General features: G+C 67.5%; 16 protein-coding genes. 5 read left to right on the top strand and 11 right to left on the bottom strand.

Translation table 11 applies throughout. The features are described from left to right. Positions 1 to 124: 124 nt before the first annotated feature. The 7 genes from CAL15_RS07690 to rpsB all read right to left on the bottom strand — a co-directional run bounded on the left by CAL15_RS07690 (position 125) and on the right by rpsB (position 6,223). Positions 125 to 1,315: a 1-deoxy-D-xylulose-5-phosphate reductoisomerase gene (locus CAL15_RS07690; protein WP_198299242.1), complete on the bottom strand. Its 1,191-nt coding sequence runs from the start codon at positions 1,313 to 1,315 to the stop codon at positions 125 to 127. Positions 1,316 to 1,361: 46 nt separating this feature from the next. Continuing rightward, on the bottom strand, positions 1,362 to 2,219 hold the full coding sequence (locus tag CAL15_RS07695; RefSeq protein WP_086078036.1) for a phosphatidate cytidylyltransferase: 858 nt from the start codon (positions 2,217 to 2,219) through the stop codon (positions 1,362 to 1,364). A 10-nt stretch (positions 2,220 to 2,229) separates the two neighbouring features. After that, positions 2,230 to 2,994 carry a polyprenyl diphosphate synthase gene (gene uppS / locus CAL15_RS07700; RefSeq protein WP_086078037.1) on the bottom strand — a complete coding sequence of 255 codons (765 nt, stop codon included), beginning with the start codon at positions 2,992 to 2,994 and terminating at the stop codon, positions 2,230 to 2,232. A gap of 18 nt (positions 2,995 to 3,012) precedes the next feature. Next, positions 3,013 to 3,573, bottom strand: coding sequence for a ribosome recycling factor (gene frr, locus CAL15_RS07705; RefSeq protein WP_086078038.1), 561 nt, complete (start codon positions 3,571 to 3,573; stop codon positions 3,013 to 3,015). 26 nt (positions 3,574 to 3,599) lie between these two features. Then, positions 3,600 to 4,316 carry a UMP kinase gene (gene pyrH, locus CAL15_RS07710; RefSeq protein WP_086078039.1) on the bottom strand — a complete coding sequence of 239 codons (717 nt, stop codon included), beginning with the start codon at positions 4,314 to 4,316 and terminating at the stop codon, positions 3,600 to 3,602. A 106-nt stretch (positions 4,317 to 4,422) separates the two neighbouring features. Then, on the bottom strand, positions 4,423 to 5,301 hold the full coding sequence (gene tsf / locus CAL15_RS07715; protein WP_086078040.1) for a translation elongation factor Ts: 879 nt from the start codon (positions 5,299 to 5,301) through the stop codon (positions 4,423 to 4,425). A 172-nt stretch (positions 5,302 to 5,473) separates the two neighbouring features. Beyond that, positions 5,474 to 6,223 (bottom strand): 30S ribosomal protein S2, encoded by a 750-nt coding sequence (gene rpsB / locus CAL15_RS07720; protein ID WP_086078041.1) that lies wholly within the window; start codon positions 6,221 to 6,223, stop codon positions 5,474 to 5,476. Positions 6,224 to 6,518: 295 nt separating this feature from the next. Between rpsB and map the strand changes: the two genes are divergently transcribed. From map to CAL15_RS07740, 4 genes are all read left to right on the top strand, one after another. Then, positions 6,519 to 7,340, top strand: a complete 822-nt coding sequence (gene map / locus CAL15_RS07725) for a type I methionyl aminopeptidase (protein WP_086078042.1) — start codon at positions 6,519 to 6,521, stop codon at positions 7,338 to 7,340. Positions 7,341 to 7,372: 32 nt separating this feature from the next. Beyond that, positions 7,373 to 9,970, top strand: coding sequence for a [protein-PII] uridylyltransferase (locus tag CAL15_RS07730; protein ID WP_086078043.1), 2,598 nt, complete (start codon positions 7,373 to 7,375; stop codon positions 9,968 to 9,970). 47 nt (positions 9,971 to 10,017) lie between these two features. Next, positions 10,018 to 10,731, top strand: a complete 714-nt coding sequence (locus CAL15_RS07735; RefSeq protein WP_086078044.1) for a MarC family protein — start codon at positions 10,018 to 10,020, stop codon at positions 10,729 to 10,731. Between the two features lie 84 nt (positions 10,732 to 10,815). Further along, complete coding sequence (locus tag CAL15_RS07740) at positions 10,816 to 11,295, top strand: disulfide bond formation protein B (protein ID WP_086078045.1); 480 nt, start codon at positions 10,816 to 10,818, stop codon at positions 11,293 to 11,295. Between the two features lie 25 nt (positions 11,296 to 11,320). Here the strand turns inward: CAL15_RS07740 and purF are convergent, their stop codons facing one another. The 4 genes from purF to folC form a co-directional block, all read right to left on the bottom strand. Continuing rightward, the gene (purF, locus tag CAL15_RS07745; protein ID WP_086078046.1) at positions 11,321 to 12,844 is read right to left on the bottom strand and encodes an amidophosphoribosyltransferase; all 1,524 of its coding nucleotides are present in this window, start codon (positions 12,842 to 12,844) and stop codon (positions 11,321 to 11,323) included. Positions 12,845 to 12,871: 27 nt separating this feature from the next. Beyond that, positions 12,872 to 13,360 (bottom strand): CvpA family protein, encoded by a 489-nt coding sequence (locus CAL15_RS07750; RefSeq protein WP_086078047.1) that lies wholly within the window; start codon positions 13,358 to 13,360, stop codon positions 12,872 to 12,874. Continuing rightward, a complete protein-coding gene (locus tag CAL15_RS07755; protein ID WP_086078048.1) occupies positions 13,357 to 14,226 on the bottom strand; it encodes an SPOR domain-containing protein in 870 nt (289 codons plus the stop codon). The genes CAL15_RS07750 and CAL15_RS07755 overlap by 4 nt, the downstream gene beginning before the upstream one ends. A gap of 73 nt (positions 14,227 to 14,299) precedes the next feature. Beyond that, positions 14,300 to 15,607, bottom strand: a complete 1,308-nt coding sequence (gene folC, locus CAL15_RS07760; RefSeq protein WP_086078049.1) for a bifunctional tetrahydrofolate synthase/dihydrofolate synthase — start codon at positions 15,605 to 15,607, stop codon at positions 14,300 to 14,302. A 372-nt stretch (positions 15,608 to 15,979) separates the two neighbouring features. Here folC and CAL15_RS07765 point away from each other — a divergent pair, with 372 nt between their 5' ends. Continuing rightward, positions 15,980 to 16,375, top strand: a complete 396-nt coding sequence (locus tag CAL15_RS07765) for a flagellar protein FlaG (RefSeq protein WP_086078050.1) — start codon at positions 15,980 to 15,982, stop codon at positions 16,373 to 16,375. Positions 16,376 to 16,412 lie beyond the last annotated feature (37 nt).

Genomic DNA, 16,412 nt, shown 5'->3' on the forward strand with positions numbered 1-16,412 from the left:
GCCGGGTTCTACTTCCCGGCCACCAGGCCGGGTTCTGCATCCGGCGCGTGCTGGCGGCGGGTTACGGGCGGTGCTACGGGCGGTGCGCTGCGGGCGGGATCACGGCCAGGATTGCGGCACGCACCTAGGCCAGGCCGAGATCTCCCGCATACGCGCGTACTTCGGCGTCCAGGGCGAGCACGCCGTCCAGGTCGGCCAGCGTAACAGATGATCGACCGGCCTGCCACTCCAGCGCCGCTTCGATCACGCGCGCGATCCATGTGTAAGGCAGCCGGCCCTCGAGGAAGGCCTGCACCGCGACTTCGTTGGAGGCATTCAGGGCCACGCTGGCGGCCTGCCCCGCGCGCAGCGCCTCGAAGGCCAGGCGCAGGCACGGGAAACGCGCGAAATCGGGGGCTTCGAAATCCAGGCGCCCGACGCGGGCCAGGTCCAGCAGCCCTACTCCGCTGCCGATGCGCTCGGGAAAGCCCAAGGCGTAGGCGATGGGCGTACGCATGTCGGGCTGGCCCAGCTGCGCCAGCACCGAGCCGTCTTCGTACTCCACCATCGAGTGCACCACGCTTTGCGGATGCACCACCACTTCGATGCGGTCCGGCGGCATGGCGAACAGCCAGTGGGCCTCGATGACTTCCAGCCCCTTGTTCAGCATGGTGGCCGAATCGACCGAGATCTTCCGGCCCATGCTCCAGTTGGGATGGGCGCACGCCTGCTCGGGAGTGACCTCGCCCAGGTCGGCCGGGTCCGCGCGGCGGAACGGCCCGCCAGAGGCCGTGAGCACCAGGCGGCGCACCCCGGCGGCCGGTTCGGTGGGCGCGCTGGCCCGTGCGCCGTGCGGCAGGCATTGGAAGATGGCGTTGTGCTCGCTGTCGATGGGCAGCAGTTCGGCGCCGCCTTCGCGCACCGCGCGCATGAACAGCGGGCCAGCGGCCACAAGGGCCTCTTTGTTGGCCAGCAGCACGCGCTTGCCCGCGCGCGCGGCGGCCAGCGCCGACGGCAGTCCGGCAGCGCCGACGATGGCGGCCATCACCGTGTCGCAGGCGTCCTCGGCCACGGTGTCCGCCAGCGCCTGCGCGCCCACCCGGATCTCGGGCGGCGTCGCTCCGCCGCCCCACGCAGCCAGGAAGCGGGCCCGGGCCGCGTCGTCGGGCACCACCACCACGGCGGCGCCGCAGGCCGCGGCTTGAGCGGCCAGGCTTTCCATGCGGCTGTGCGCGGACAGCGCATACACCGACATCCGGTCGGGATGGCGGGCGATCACGTCCAGGGTGCTGACCCCGATCGAACCGGTCGAGCCGAGCACGACCACGCGTTGCATAGCGTTCACTGAAACCTCTGCGGCCATCATCGGGCCAACCACTGGATCAAGACATTATCCCGGATAGCAGCAGGGCAACCGGCATGACGGGGATGATGGCGTCGATGCGGTCGTACACGCCGCCGTGTCCGGGCAGCAGCGCGCTGGAATCCTTGCGGCCGGCGCGGCGCTTCAGCAGGGACTCGAACAGGTCGCCCATGATGGCGATGCCGCCCAGCAGAGCGGCCAGCGGAATCGCGCCCCATACGGTCCAGCGCTCGACCAGCAGGTGGCCGAAGGTGTTAGGCCAGATCGCGCTGACGAGGATCCAGATCACCGCCCCCGCCACGCCCGCGACAGCGCCTTCTATCGTCTTGCCCGGGCTGACGCGGGGCGCCAGCTTGTGGCGCCCCAGCGCGCGGCCCACGAAATAGGCCGCGATGTCGGCCACCCAGACCAGCGCCAGCAGCGACACCACGAACACCCCGCCATAGGCCAGGTACATCAGCGCCAGCACGGCCCAGCCGGTGAACAGCGCCAACGGCGCGAAGAGCGACCATCCCACGTTGCCCGGCGCCGCATCGGACTGGCCTCGCACCACCGCCGCCGACGCCCCCAGCAGCCACACCAGAGCGGCCGCCGGCGCCAGGATGGCGGCCACCAGGCGCTGCAGCGGCAGCGCGGCATCGCCGCCCTGCACCCACAAGCCTGCCGCGCCCAGCATGACGACGAACAGCACGATGGCGGTGCCGGGCCCCGTGGCGCGCGGCAGGCCCTGCGGCAGCGTCATGCGCAGCCATTCCCACGCGGCGCCCGCCGTGGCCAGCGCCAGCACCGTGAGAAACCACATGGGTTGATCGGAAGCGAGTGCCGCTGCCAGGATGGCCAGCAGCACGACGGCGGTAAGAATACGCTGGCCCAGCATCGCAGACTCCTCAGCGCGTCGCGTCGTCTCGCACCTGCGCGCTGGTGCGGCCGAAACGGCGTTCGCGCGTGCGATACCACTCGAAGGCCGCCCCGAGCGCCTCGGCGTCGAAGTCGGGCCAATACAGGTCGGTGAAATACAGCTCGGTGTAGGCGAGCTGCCAGATCAGGAAGTTGGAGATGCGCTGCTCTCCGCCCGTGCGGATGAACAGGTCGGGCTCGGGCGCCCATGCCATCGACAGGTACCCGGCCATCGTGGATTCTTCGATGCGGTCGGGATCGGCCGCCAGCCCGGGCTGCTCGCGCAGCATGGCCCGGGTGGCCTGCAGCACGTCCCAGCGGCCGCCATAGTTGGCGGCGATCGACAGGTGCAGCCGGTCGTTGTGCGCGGTGCGCTGCTGCGCGGCATCGATCAGCTCGCGCAGCCGCGGCTCGAAGGGAGACAGGTCGCCCACCACGTGCAGGCGCACGCCCTGCTCCTGCAGCTTGTCGACCTCGCGCTCGAGGGCCTGCACGAACAGGCGCATCAGCAGCGAGACCTCGTCGGCCGGCCGCCGCCAGTTCTCGGAACTGAAGGCGAACAGCGTCAGGTAGCGCACCCCCTTGCGGCCGCAAGCCTCGACTACCCGCCGCACCGCCTGCACGCCCTTGGCGTGGCCGGCCGTGCGCGGCAGGTGACGGCGCGTGGCCCAGCGGCCATTGCCATCCATGATGATGGCGACGTGCCTCGGAATGGCGCCAGTCTCGGGAACCGCCTGGGTGGAACTGATGGTCATGGGATGGTCGCGCGTCCCTCAGACCGTCATGATTTCGGCTTCTTTCTGCGTCACCATCTTGTCGATGTCGGCGACGAAGCGGTCGGTGAGCTTCTGCACGTCGTCCTGGCCGCGGCGCTCGTCGTCCTCGGAGATGGTCTTGTTTTTGACCAGCTTCTTCAGGCTTTCGTTGGCTTCGCGGCGCAGGTTGCGCACGGCGACCTTGGCGTCCTCGCCTTCGCTCTTGACCACCTTGGTCAGGTCGCGGCGGCGCTCTTCGGTCAGGGCCGGCATGGGCACGCGGATGGTGTCGCCCAGCGGAACCGGGTTCAGGCCCAGGTCGGACTCGCGGATGGCCTTCTCGATGGGGCCGGCCATGGACTTCTCGTACGGCTGCACGCTGAGCGTACGCGCGTCGACCAGATTGACGTTGGCCACCTGCCCCACGGGCACGGGCGAACCGTAGTACTCGACCTGCACGTGATCCAGGATGCCGGTATGCGCACGGCCCGTACGGATCTTGGCCAGGTTCGCCTTCAGGGTTTCCAGCGACTTGGTCATCCTGGTTTCGGCGGATTTGCGGATTTCTGCGACGCTCATGGTCTTCTTCCTTGCTTGCGTGGAACTTAGACGTGGACCAGGGTGCCTTCGTCCTCGCCACCGACGGCGCGCTTGAGCGCCCCCGATTTGTTGATCGAAAACACCTTGATGGGCAGCTTCTGGTCGCGGCACAGCGCGAAGGCCGTGGCGTCCATGACTTCGAGGCGGCGCACGATGGCCTCGTCGAAGCTGATGCGCGAATAGCGCGTGGCGGTCGGATCCTTGTTGGGATCGGCGCTGTAGATGCCGTCGACCTTGGTGGCCTTCAGCACGATCTCCGCGCCGATTTCGGCACCCCGCAGGGCGGCCGCCGTGTCGGTGGTGAAGAACGGATTGCCCGTACCCGCCGCGAAGATCACCACACGGCCTTCCTCGAGGTAGCGCAGCGCTTTGGGGCGGATGTACGGCTCGACGACCTGGTCGATGTTCAGCGCCGACTGTACGCGGGTTTCGACGCCGCGGTGCTTCAAGGCGTCCTGCAGCGCCAGGGCGTTCATGATGGTGGCCATCATGCCCATGTAGTCGGCCGTGGCGCGGTCCATGCCCTGCGCGCCGGGCGCGACGCCACGGAAAATATTGCCTCCGCCGATGACGATGGCCAGCTCGACGCCCGTGGCGACGACCTCGGCGATCTCTTCGGTCATGCGGACGATGGTGCTGCGATTGATGCCGAAGGCATCCTCGCCCATCAGCGCCTCGCCGGAAAGTTTGAGAAGAACCCGTTTGTATGATCTGCTGCTCATAGGCAATATCCCGAGGAACGATCCGACGAAAGTGTATGACAAGAAACGGGCCGGGCCGGGAACCGTTGCAACGGCCCCCGGGCACCGGCCCGCGCGGCGCGGCCGATCAGGCGCGGCCGGCGGCTGCGGCAGCGACTTCGGCGGCGAAGTCGGTCGTCTTCTTCTCGATGCCCTCGCCCACCACGTACAGCGCGAACTTGCTGATGGTAGCGCCCTTTTCCTTGAGCATCTGTTCGACGCTCTGCTTGTCGTTCTTGACGAACGGCTGCGACAGCAGGGTGACTTCCTTCAGGAACTTCTGCACCGAACCTTCGACCATCTTGGCGACGATGTCGGCCGGCTTGCCGGACTCGGCGGCCTTCTGCTCGGCAACCGAACGCTCGGTGGCGATGTCTTCGGCGGGCACGCCTTCGGCGTTCAGGGCCTTGGGCTTGGTGGCCGCGATGTGCATGGCCAGGTCCTTGCCCACTTCCTCGGCGCCCGAGTACTCGACCAGCACGCCGATCTTGCCGCCGTGCACGTAGCTGGCCAGCGCGTTCGGGGTTTCGACGCGCTCGAAGCGGCGGATCGAGATGTTCTCGCCGATCTTGCCGATCAGGGCGGTGCGGGTGGTTTCGACGGTGCCTTCGCCCATCGGCAGCGCGGACAGCGCGGCAACGTCGGAGGGGTTCTGCGTGGCGACCAGCTCGGCCAGCTTGTTGACGTAGGCGACGAAGTCGTCGTTCTTGGCCACGAAGTCGGTTTCGCAGTTGACTTCGAGCACGGCGCCCTGCTTGGCGTCGGCGCTGATGAACAGGCCGATCAGGCCTTCGGCGGTGACGCGCGAAGCGGCCTTGCTGGCCTTGTTGCCCAGCTTGACGCGCAGGATCTCCTCGGCGCGAGCCAGGTCGCCTTCGGCTTCCGTCAGGGCCTTCTTGCACTCCATCATGGGGGCGTCGGTCTTTTCGCGCAGCTCTTTGACCAGCGCGGCGGTAATTTCAGCCATGTTTGCTCCAATTTCGCTAAGACATGCCCCGGGCGGGCCGGGGCAATGGTATGGATATTACGAGGCGGACGGGCGCTTTTTGCGCGCCCCGGACCACGGCGGCCGGACGGCGGGCGGGTTGCCCCGCACCATGCTAGCCGTCCGACATGACACGGGCATGCGCCCGCGTCGTTCAGCCCTGGTTGTCCTGCACTTCGACGAACTCTTCCTGGCCTTCGCCGAGTTCCTCGACCAGGCCGTTCAGGTTCTGCTCGCGGCCTTCCAGCACGGCGTCAGCGATGCCCTTGGCGTACAGCGCGATGGCCTTGGCCGAATCGTCGTTGCCGGGGATGACGTAATCGATGCCATCGGGCGAATGGTTGGTATCGACCACGGCGACCACCGGGATGCCCAGCGTGCGGGCTTCGGCAACGGCGATCTTGTGGTAGCCGACGTCAATGACGAACAGGGCGTCGGGCAGGCCGGCCATGTCCTTGATGCCGCCGATCGACTTGTTCAGCTTTTCGAGTTCGCGCTGGAACAGCAGGCCTTCCTTCTTGATCATGCGCTCGGCGCCGCCTTCGGCGACGACGGTTTCCATGTCCTTCAGGCGCTTGATCGAGGTCTTGACCGTCTTGAAGTTGGTCAGCATGCCGCCCAGCCAGCGGGCATCGACGTAGGGCATGCCGCAGCGGGCCGCTTCGGCCGCCACCAGCTCGCGCGCGGCGCGCTTGGTGCCCACGAACAGGATGTTGCCGTTGCGGGCAGCCAGCTGCTTCACGAACTTGGTGGCTTCCTGGTACTTCTCGACCGTCTTTTCCAGGTTGACGATGTGAATCTTGTTGCGATGGCCGAAGATATAGGGGGCCATCTTCGGGTTCCAGTAACGGGTCTGGTGACCGAAGTGCACACCTGCTTCCAGCATTTCACGCATGAGGGACATATTAAAATCTCCAAGGGTTGGGTCTTGCGCCATGCCAGTGCCGGGTGGGCGGTTGCCGTAGCGATTGCCACGGCAGTTGCCAGGCGGTTGCCACGGCAGTTGCCATTCCGGACCCTTTGGGGCATGACACGTGATTTTCGTGGCGGCTATCCACCACGAATTTCCCGAAAGTTCGGGAAAGCCTATAATTCTACTATCTTTCCACGCAACTGCTCAAGCCGCCAGCGGCCATAGGCTCTAGACCGCCACGGCCTACACCGCCTCGCTGCCGCCGCCAGAGCCGACCAAGAGATACATGGGACTCGTAACCGATCCGGCCGACCTGGCCAAGATGCGCGCCGCCTGCCAGGATGCCGCCAAGATCCTCGACTTCATCACCCCCTACGTCAAGCCCGGCGTCACCACTGGCGAGCTCGATCGCCTGTGCCTGCAATACCTGACCGAAGAACTCAAGGTCAAGTCGGCCACCGTGGGCTACGCCCCTCCGGGCTATCCGCCCTTCCCCGGCGCCATCTGTACGTCGGTCAACCATCAGGTGTGCCACGGCATCCCGGGCGACCGCGTGCTGAAGAACGGCGACTCGCTGAACATCGACGTCACCATCATCAAGGATGGCTGGTTCGGCGACACCAGCCGCATGTACCACGTGGGCGAGCCTTCCATCCTGTCGCGCCGCCTGGCCGACATCACCTTCGAATGCATGTGGAAGGGCATCCAGCAAGTCCGCAACGGCGCCACGCTGGGCGACGTGGGCTCGGCCATCCAGAAGCACGCCGAGGCGAACGGCTTCTCGGTGGTGCGCGAATTCTGCGGCCACGGCATCGGCCGGCGCTTCCATGAAGACCCCCAGGTATTGCACTACGGCAAGCCCGGCACCGGCGTGCGCCTGGTCACCGGCATGCTGTTCACCATCGAGCCCATGATCAACGCCGGGCGCCGCGAGATCCGCCAACTGGCCGACGGCTGGACCGTGGTCACGCGCGATCACAGCCTCTCGGCCCAGTGGGAGCACGCCGTGTGCGTCACCGACACCGGCTACGAAGTCCTCACCGTCTCGCCCGGCATGCCCAAGCCGCCGGCCTTCATCACCGAACCCGTCGCCATCCCAGCGGCCTGATTCGCTCCGCAGCGCCCGGCGCATCGCCCTGCATGAACACCATCGACCTGACCCCGCTCAAGACGCGCATGCAGGCCGCGCGTGCCGAGGCCATCGCCGAGTTCCGCGCGCACCGCCGGCCGGATACGCTGCTGACCGAACTGCGCCGCATCGTCGACCAGACACTGCGCGAACTGGTGCGGCTGTGTCCGCTGCCAGCCGGCGCCACCCTGGCGGCCGTGGGCGGCTACGGGCGCGGCGAGCTCTATCCTCACTCCGACGTCGACCTGCTGATCCTGCTGCCGCAGGCGCCTGCCGCCGAAGACGAAGGCGCCATCGAACGGCTGGTGGCCTCGCTGTGGGACCTGGGGCTCGAGCCCGGCCACAGCGTGCGCACCATCGCGGAATGCGAGCAGGAGGCGCAGGCCGACATCACGGTCGAGACCGCCCTGCTGGAATCGCGCTGGCTGGCGGGCAGCCGGTCGCTGATGAAGCGCTTCGACCAGGCCATGCACGCGCGGCTGGACAGCCGTGCTTTCTTTCAGGCCAAGCGGGTCGAGATGCAGCAGCGCCATGCGCGCCACCGCGATTCGCCCTATTCGCTCGAGCCCAATTGCAAGGAATCGCCCGGCGGCCTGCGCGATCTGCAGGTCATCCTGTGGATGGCGCGCGCGGCCGAGCTGGGAGGAACGTGGCGTGAAGTGGCGCAGGCCGGCCTGCTGACGCCGGCCGAGGCGCGCGACCTGCGGCGCGCCGAACAGGCGTTCAAGCGCCTGCGCATCGAACTGCACCTGCTGACCGGCCGGCGCGAGGACCGCGTGCTGTTCGACCTGCAGCCGGGGCTGGCCGAGGTCTACGGCATCCACGGCACCGCCACCCGCCGCGCCAGCGAACTGCTGATGCAGCGCTACTACTGGGCCGCCCGCCTGGTGACGCAGCTCAACGTGATCCTGGTGCAGAACATCGAAGAGCGCCTGTTTCCGCGCCCCGACGAAGACTCTCGCCCCATCGACGAAGACTTCCGCAACCTGCACGACCGTCTCGACATCGTCCGCGACGACTGCTTCGAGCGCAATCCCACCCTGCTGCTGCGCGCCTTCCTCACCATGCAGCAGCACCCCGAACTCAACGGCATGTCGGCGCGCACGCTGCGCGCGATCTGGCATTCGCGCCATCGCATCGACGCGCAGTTCCGCCGCAATCCGGTCAATCGCCGGCTGTTCCTGCAGATTCTGCAGCAGCCCAGCGGCATCGTGCACGAACTGCGCCGCATGACCATGCTGAACATCCTGCCGCGCTACCTGCCGGTGTTCCGTCGCATCGTTGGGCAGATGCAGCACGATCTCTTCCACGTCTATACCGTGGACCAGCACACCCTGGCCGTGGTGCGCAACCTGCGCCGCTTCACCATGCCCGAGCATGCGCAGGAGTATCCGCTGGCCACCCAGCTGATCGCCGGACTCGACCGCCACTGGGTGCTCTACGTGGCGGCGCTGTTCCATGACATCGCCAAGGGCCGCGGCGGCGACCATTCCGAGCTGGGCGCACGCGAGGTGCGCCGCTTCGCGCACGAACACGGCATGGATCCCGAAGACGCCGAGCTGGTCGAGTTCCTGGTGCGGCAGCACCTGCTGATGTCCGCGGTCGCGCAGAAGCGCGACCTGAGCGATCCCGCCGTGGTCCGCGAGTTTGCGTCGCAGGTCGGCGACGAGCGCCACCTGACCGCGCTGTACCTGCTTACCGTGGCCGACATCCGCGGCACCAGTCCGAAGGTCTGGAACGCCTGGAAGGGCAAGCTGCTCGAAGACCTGTACCGGCTGACCCTCGCCGCGCTGGGCGGCGCCCATGCCGACGCGCATACCGTCCTGGCGCAGCGCAAAGAGGAAGCGGCAAGGCTGACGCGGCTGGCCGGCCTGCGCGACGATGCCCGCGAGGCCTTCTGGCGGCAGCTGGACGTGGCCTATTTCCTGCGGCACGACGCTTCGGAAATCGCGTGGCACACACGCCACCTGTATTACCAGGTGGCCCCGGAACAGCCCGTGGTGCGCGCCCGGCCCACCGAACACGGCGAAGGCCTGCAGGTCATGGTCTACACGCCGGACGTGGACGACCTCTTCGTCAACACCTGCGCCTACTTCGACGCCCAGTCCCTTAGCATCCAGGACGCGCGCGTGCACACCACACGCCACGGCTGGGCGCTGGACAGCTACATCGTGCTGCCGCCCGAAGGCCAGTCGGATCTGCGCGCGCTCGCGCCCCTGGTCGAGCACGAGCTGGCCGAACGGCTGCGCTTGCGCGACGTGGCGCAGAACCGGCCGCCGGTGCGCCATTTCCGCGCCCGGCAGTCGCGCCTGTCCAAGCTCTTTCCCGTGCGGCCGCAGGCCGAACTGCAGCCCGACGAGGGCAGCCGTTCGTGGCGCCTGTCGGTCACGGCCACCGACCGCCCCGGCCTGCTGCATGCGCTGGCGCGCGTGTTCGCCGAACACGGCGTCAGCCTGATCATGGCCAAGATCATGACGTTGGGCGATCGCGTCGAGGACGTGTTCATCATCTCGGGTTCGGCGCTGGAGCGCCCGCGCACGCAGATGCAGTTCGAGCGCGCAGTGCTGCAGGCGCTGGCGGGCGAAGAGGCGCAGCAGGCCGCGGCATAGGTTCGCGCATACAATCTGCCTACACCATTCACCAGGGGCGGGCCGGCATGCCGGACAACGAATATCTGCTGATCTTCGGCCGCAGCTTCTTCTTCGCGCTGGCCACGCTGCTGCCCTTCCTGAATCCGCCCGCGATCGCGCCGATCTTCTGGGCGCTCACCGAGGGTGCCTCCACACAGACGCGCGCGGCCCTGTCCAAGCGCGTCGCCATCAACGTGCTGCTGATGCTGGTCGGAGCCATGCTGGCCGGCAACCTGCTGCTGAGCTTCTTCGGCATCTCGCTGGCCATCGTGCGCGTAGGCGGCGGCATCCTGGTCGTCTACAGCGCATGGCGCCTGGTCAACTCGCCCGATGCCGACACCAGCCGCGTCGCGCGCATGGCCGAATCATTCACGCCTGAAATGGCGCGTTCTCGCGCCTTCTATCCGCTCACCTTCCCCATCAGCTGCGGCCCTGGCTCCATTGCCGCGGCGATCACTGTCGGCGCCTCGCTGAGAGATCCGCATCCGCTGGTCAGCGCCGTGCGAGTGGCGGGCTCGCTGCCCGGCCTCATCGTCGTATCGCTGGCCCTTTATGCCTGCCTGCGCTTCGCCGCGCAGCTGCTGCACCGGCTGGGCGACAACGGCACGGCCGTGTTCATGCGCCTGTCCGCGTTCATCATGCTGTGCCTGGGCGTGCAGATCTTCTGGGACGGCGCGCGCGAGCTGCTGCTCGGTCTCTTGCGAGAAGGCATGCAACCAATTGCCGCGCCGCCGGCCTAAGCCTGGCGGCCGCGGGTTGCCGCCCGCGCCCCGGCTGGCCGTTCATCCTTTCCCCATTCCATCCACTACTTGAATTCCGCTGACATGATCTCGACCCGCGAACGCCTGCTGCTGTTGATCAGCGCGTTGTGCTTCGGCGCCCTGGGCGTCGCACTGATCTCGCAGCATGTCTACGACATGCCTCCCTGCGCGTGGTGCGTATTCCAGCGCCTGCTATACCTGGGAGTCGGGGTGGCAGCCCTCATCGGCGCGGTGACGGGAGGCGTGGCAGCCCGCATCGAGGGCATGCTGGCAGCGATGCTGTCGGCCGGCGGCATCGTCGCTGCCTGGTACCAGTACACCGTGGCGGCCAAGATGCTGTCGTGCGACCAGACCTTCGCCGACCGGTTCATGGTGTCCACCGGCCTGGACGCCGCCGTGCCCTGGCTGTTCGGCATCTACGCCACGTGCATGGACGCCGTGGTGCACGTGCTGGGCGTGGAATATGCCTTGTGGAGCCTGGCGCTGTTCGCCCTGCTGCTGGCGCTGTCGCTGGTGGCGGCGCTAAGGCGCTACCCGGCCTGACGCGACGGCCGGGCAGCGCGGGACATTACGCGTCGTTCGCCGCGTAGCCCATGTTGAACTGCAGGCCGCCGTTGCGCTCTTCGTCGCCCGGGCCCGAATCGCGCGACTGGCTGAGGCGGGCCAGGTACTCCTCGTTGATGTCGCCGGTGATGTACTGGCCGTCGAAGCACGAGGCCTCGAAGCGCGACAACGAAGGATTGATGTCCCGCACCGCCTGCTGCATGTCCTGCAGGTCTTGATAGACCAGCGCATCGGCGCCGATCGCCTGGGCGATCTCGGCGTCGCTGCGGCCGGTGGCGATCAGTTCCTTCTGGGTCGGCATGTCGATGCCGTACACGTTGGGGAAGCGCACCGGAGGCGCCGCCGACGCGAAGTAGACCTTGTTGGCGCCGGACGCGCGCGCCATGTCGACGATCTCGCGGCTGGTGGTGCCGCGCACGATGGAGTCGTCCACCAGCAGCACGTTCTTGCCCTTGAACTCGACGCCGATGGTGTTGAGTTTCTGGCGCACCGATTTGCGGCGCACGGCCTGCCCCGGCATGATGAAGGTACGGCCGACGTAGCGGTTCTTGATCAGGCCTTCGCGATAATCCAGATTCAGGCGCGCAGCCAGCTGCATGGCGGCTGGACGCGAGGAATCGGGAATCGGCATGACCACGTCGATGTCGCCCAGGCGCATGTTGCGCGCCACCTTGTCGGCCAGGTACTCGCCCATGCGCAGCCGCGCGCTGTACACCGACACGCCGTCGATCAGCGAATCGGGACGGGCGAAGTACACATACTCGAAGATGCACGGCACGAGTTGCGCGTTCTCGGCGCACTGGCGGCTGACCAGGCGGCCGTCCAGGTCGATGAACACGGCCTCGCCCGGCGCGACGTCGCGCACGAAGCTGAAACCGCTGCCTTCCAGCGCCACCGATTCCGAGGCCACCATCCACTCGACGCCCTCGTCGGTCTCCTGGCGGCCGATGCACAGCGGTCGGATGCCGTAGGGGTCGCGGAACGCCAAGAGCCCATAGCCGGAGATCTGCGACACCACCGCGTAGGCGCCTCGCACGCGCTTGTGCACGGCGGCCACCGCGCGGAACATCGCGTCGTCGTCCAGCGTCACGCCGTTGGCGGCCGACTGCAGTTCGTGCGCCAGCACGTTCAGCAAGACTTCGGAATCGGAGTTCGTATTGATGTGCCGGCGGTCGATGCGATAGAGCGACTCGCGCAGCTCGCGCCAGTTCGTCAGGTTGCCGTTGTGCGCGAACATGATGCCGAACGGCGCGTTCACGTAGAACGGCTGGGCCTCTTCCTCGCTGTGGCTGGAACCGGCCGTGGGGTAGCGCACCTGCCCCACCCCGCTGGCCCCGGGAAGCGCGCGCATGTTGCGGGTGCGGAACACGTCGCGCACCAGGCCGTGCGCCTTGAACATGTTGAACTGGTTGCCGTTGGACGTTGCGATGCCCGCGGCATCCTGGCCGCGATGCTGCAAGAGCAGCAGGCTGTCATAGAGGAGCTGGTTGACCGGCCCGCGCCCGATGACCCCGACGATTCCACACATGGTAGTTCCTGTATAAGTAAAGCGATATCAGTACGGCAGATACGCCGCCAGCGACGGCGGCAGCCATGACTTGATATGTTTGACGGCCTCGACCGCCGAATGCGAAAACATGGCCTGTTCCCACCAGGGCTCTTTGGGCAGCGGCGTATAGCCGGCCGCGGCCACCAGAACCAGGATGATCAGCAATCCGCGCGCCAACCCGAACATTCCACCCAGGCCGTGATCGGCCGGCCCCAGGCCTGTGGTGCGGATCAGCGCCGAGAGAGTCATGTTGACCAGCCCGACGCCCAGCAGCACCACGATGAAAACCGCGGCATACGACACTCCCATGCGAAGCAGCGTGGTCTCGATATAGGGTTCCAGCCACACGTACACCGTCGGCCCCCACCAGATCGCCGCGGCGAAGGCCGCCAGATACGCGATGAGGGACAGCAGTTCTTTCAGCAGGCCGCGCACCAGCCCGAGCACGCCCGAGACGGCCAGGATGGCCAGCACGACGAAATCGAAGCCGGTCACTGTGCGGCGATGAAACCGTTGTCGTAGCCCAGCGTGCGCAGGCGCGCCTGCGCCGCCTGAGCCGCTTCGCGCGACGGGAACGGCCCGACGCGCAGGCGATACTGCTGCTTGCCGTTGATGCTGGCCTGTTCGACGAAGGCGTTGGTGATGCCCGCCTGATGCAGTTGCGTGCGGCGCGACTGGGCATCCGTCTGCGCACTGTAAGACGCCACCTGCAGCACGAAGTTGCCCTTCTGCTGCGCCGCCGGAGCCGGCGGCTTGGCCGCGGGCGGCTGCTGGCCGGGCGCCCGCCCTTCGAGCAGCGCCAGCGCGCGCGCGCCGTCGTCGGACCGCGTGGCGGGCTTGGACGTTTCAGGCTTCGCCGTCTCGGGCTTGGGCTCGACGGGCTTGGTCTCGGCCGGCTTGGGCGGCGTGACCGGCTGCGCGGGCGTGGCGGGCGGCGCATTGCCGGCCTGCAGGCCGGGCACGGGCGGAGCCGGAGGCTCGCCCGCGGGCGGCGTGGAAGTCTGGGGCGGCGCCGCAGGCGTGTCGGCAGGCGCGGCCGGGGTAATGGCGGAAGGCGGGGTGGAAGGCGGGGTCGAAGGCGCCGGCTGGGCGCCCTGGGCCTGCGGCTCGGACACCTGGGGCTGGTACGGGCTGTCGCGATCGGGAATGCGGATCGGGATGTCGTCGGCCACGGGGACCGGCTCGGAGTCGAGGATCATGGGCAGCACGATGACCGCCGCCAGCACCAGGACCACCGCGCCGGCCAGGCGCCGCCTGGCGCGGACCCGCAGTTCGGCCGCCTGGGCCTCGCTATTTACGGATGGACGCGGCCGCGACGAACCCGTATCGGCGGCGGAATCCTTGCGTTTGAACAAGCCCATTCGAGATCAACCCCTGGCGGCCGGATGGTGCACCCGGCCTGTCTGCGCCTCGCTCGGCGACCTGACCACTGCGCTATCCACGGCGGCCCAGCGCCTGGAGGACGGCAGCCACGGTCAGGAAGGAACCGAACACGAGAATTCTATCACCCTCGCCCGCCTGCCCCCGTGCGGCGGCATAGGCCGCGGCGGGGTCGTCATAGGCGTGCACGGTGGGGCCTTCCGCCCCTGCCGGCGCCGCCGGCAAGGCCGCGCGCACCTTTTCGGCCAGCGCCTGCGGCGCCAGCCCGCGCGGTCCCGGCAGGCCCGCGCAATGCCAATGATCGATGCGGGTGCCCAGCTTGGCCACGACGCCCGCGATATCCTTGTCCGACAGCATGCCGAACACCGCATGCGTATAGGGATGGAATCCCATGTTGTCCAGGTTCTGCGCCAGCACCGCCGCGGCGTGCGGATTGTGCGCCACGTCCAGGATCACCAGCGGCTGGCCGGGCAGGATCTGGAAGCGGCCCGGCAGCGAAGCCTGCAGCAGGCCGATGCGCACCGCCTGCTGCGGCACCGGCAGCAGGTCGCGCACCGATTCCAGCGCAGCCAGCGCCGCCGACGCGTTCAACAGCTGGTTGGCGCCGCGCAGCGCCGGGTACGCCAGCGCGGCGCGGCGCTGGCTTCGGCCGCCGTATGCCCACTGCTGGCGATCGCCCGAGTAATTGAAGTCGCGTCCGAACAGCCACAGATCGGCGCCGATGGCCGCGGCGTGGTCCAGCAACGATTGCGGCGGCACCGGATCGCTGCAGACGGCTGGCCTGCCCGGACGGTAGATGTGGGCCTTCTCCAGGCCGATCTTCTCGCGCGTGTCGCCCAGGTAATCCATATGGTCCAGGTCGACACTGGTCACGATGGCGCAGTCGGCGTCCACGATATTGACGGCGTCCAGCCGTCCGCCCAGCCCGACCTCGAGCACCACGGCATCCAGCCCGGCCCGCGCGAACAGGCGCAGCACGGCCAGGGTGGTGAACTCGAAGTACGTCAGGCTGATATCGCCGCGCGCGGCCTCGACGGCCTGGAACTGCTCGACGAAGGCGGCATCCGTCACGATCTCGCCGTTGATGCGGGCGCGCTCATTGAAATCGATGAGGTGAGGCGACGTATACAGGCCCACCTTGTACCCGGCGGCCAGCAGAATGGCCTCGAGCATGGCACAGGTGGAACCCTTGCCATTGGTGCCGCCCACCACGAACTTGACCGCATCCAGCTGGATGCCGAGCCGTCCGGCCACTTCCCCTACCCGCTCGAGGCCCAGTTCAATGGCCTGCGCATGCAGGGATTCGAGGTACTGCAGCCAGCCATCCAGCGGCGTGGCGGCATCGGGACGCGAGGACGACATGAGCGGCGACACGAAAATGAAATACGCGGCAGTGTACCAGCCGCGTCCGTGTTTACCCGCATACCCGTGCTGTGGACGCGGTTGTCCAGGCGGCCGGCGCCAGGCGCGCAGCTTGGCCGGGGCGACGCTGCGGTGCGTTCCCATACCGCGATGGTCCGACGCGATATAGCAGCCGCCGCACCCATATGGTGCACGAAACCGCGCCTTCATCGAAAGATGGCGGACTTTCGCACTGGATTTCGCGCGATTGCACCGCGTCGGACGTGTTACCCCCACGGCTAAAGTTCAACTCGGCGATGCCGTAATGGTAACTGTGATTTTGCTGACACCGAACGCGTCCTTCACGCATTCCCTGCCGGAGCTAAAACCATCATGGCCGTAAGTCCGCTTCATCCTGCCGCCGCGCTTCCCATGCCGGTCGCGCCCGCAGTGGCCGCGCCTGCGGCCCCCACTACCGTCGACGCTTCTCTGGCGGTTAAGCCCGCTGCCGAGGCCACCGACAGCAACGGCGCGCGCGATGCCGCATCCAACCCGCAGCAGCAGCCGCAAGAACCGCTCGAGAAAGCGTTGGACGACATTAACCAGCAGATGAAGGCGTGGGCGACACAGCTTCAGTTCGAGATCGACCCCGACATCAATCGCGTGGTGGTGTCGATCGTCGATTCGAACACCGGCGACGTGGTGCGCACCATCCCTTCGGACGCCGTGCTGCGGATCGCGAAAATGATTGTGAAGCTTCAAGGCAATGCGGTGGAGACGTCGGCCTGAGACCGGCGCCGACAGTGCGAAAAAACGCACCAGATCG

The sequence above is a fragment of the Bordetella genomosp. 13 genome, from assembly GCF_002119665.1.
In the GTDB taxonomy this organism is placed as follows: Bacteria; Pseudomonadota; Gammaproteobacteria; order Burkholderiales; family Burkholderiaceae_B; genus Bordetella.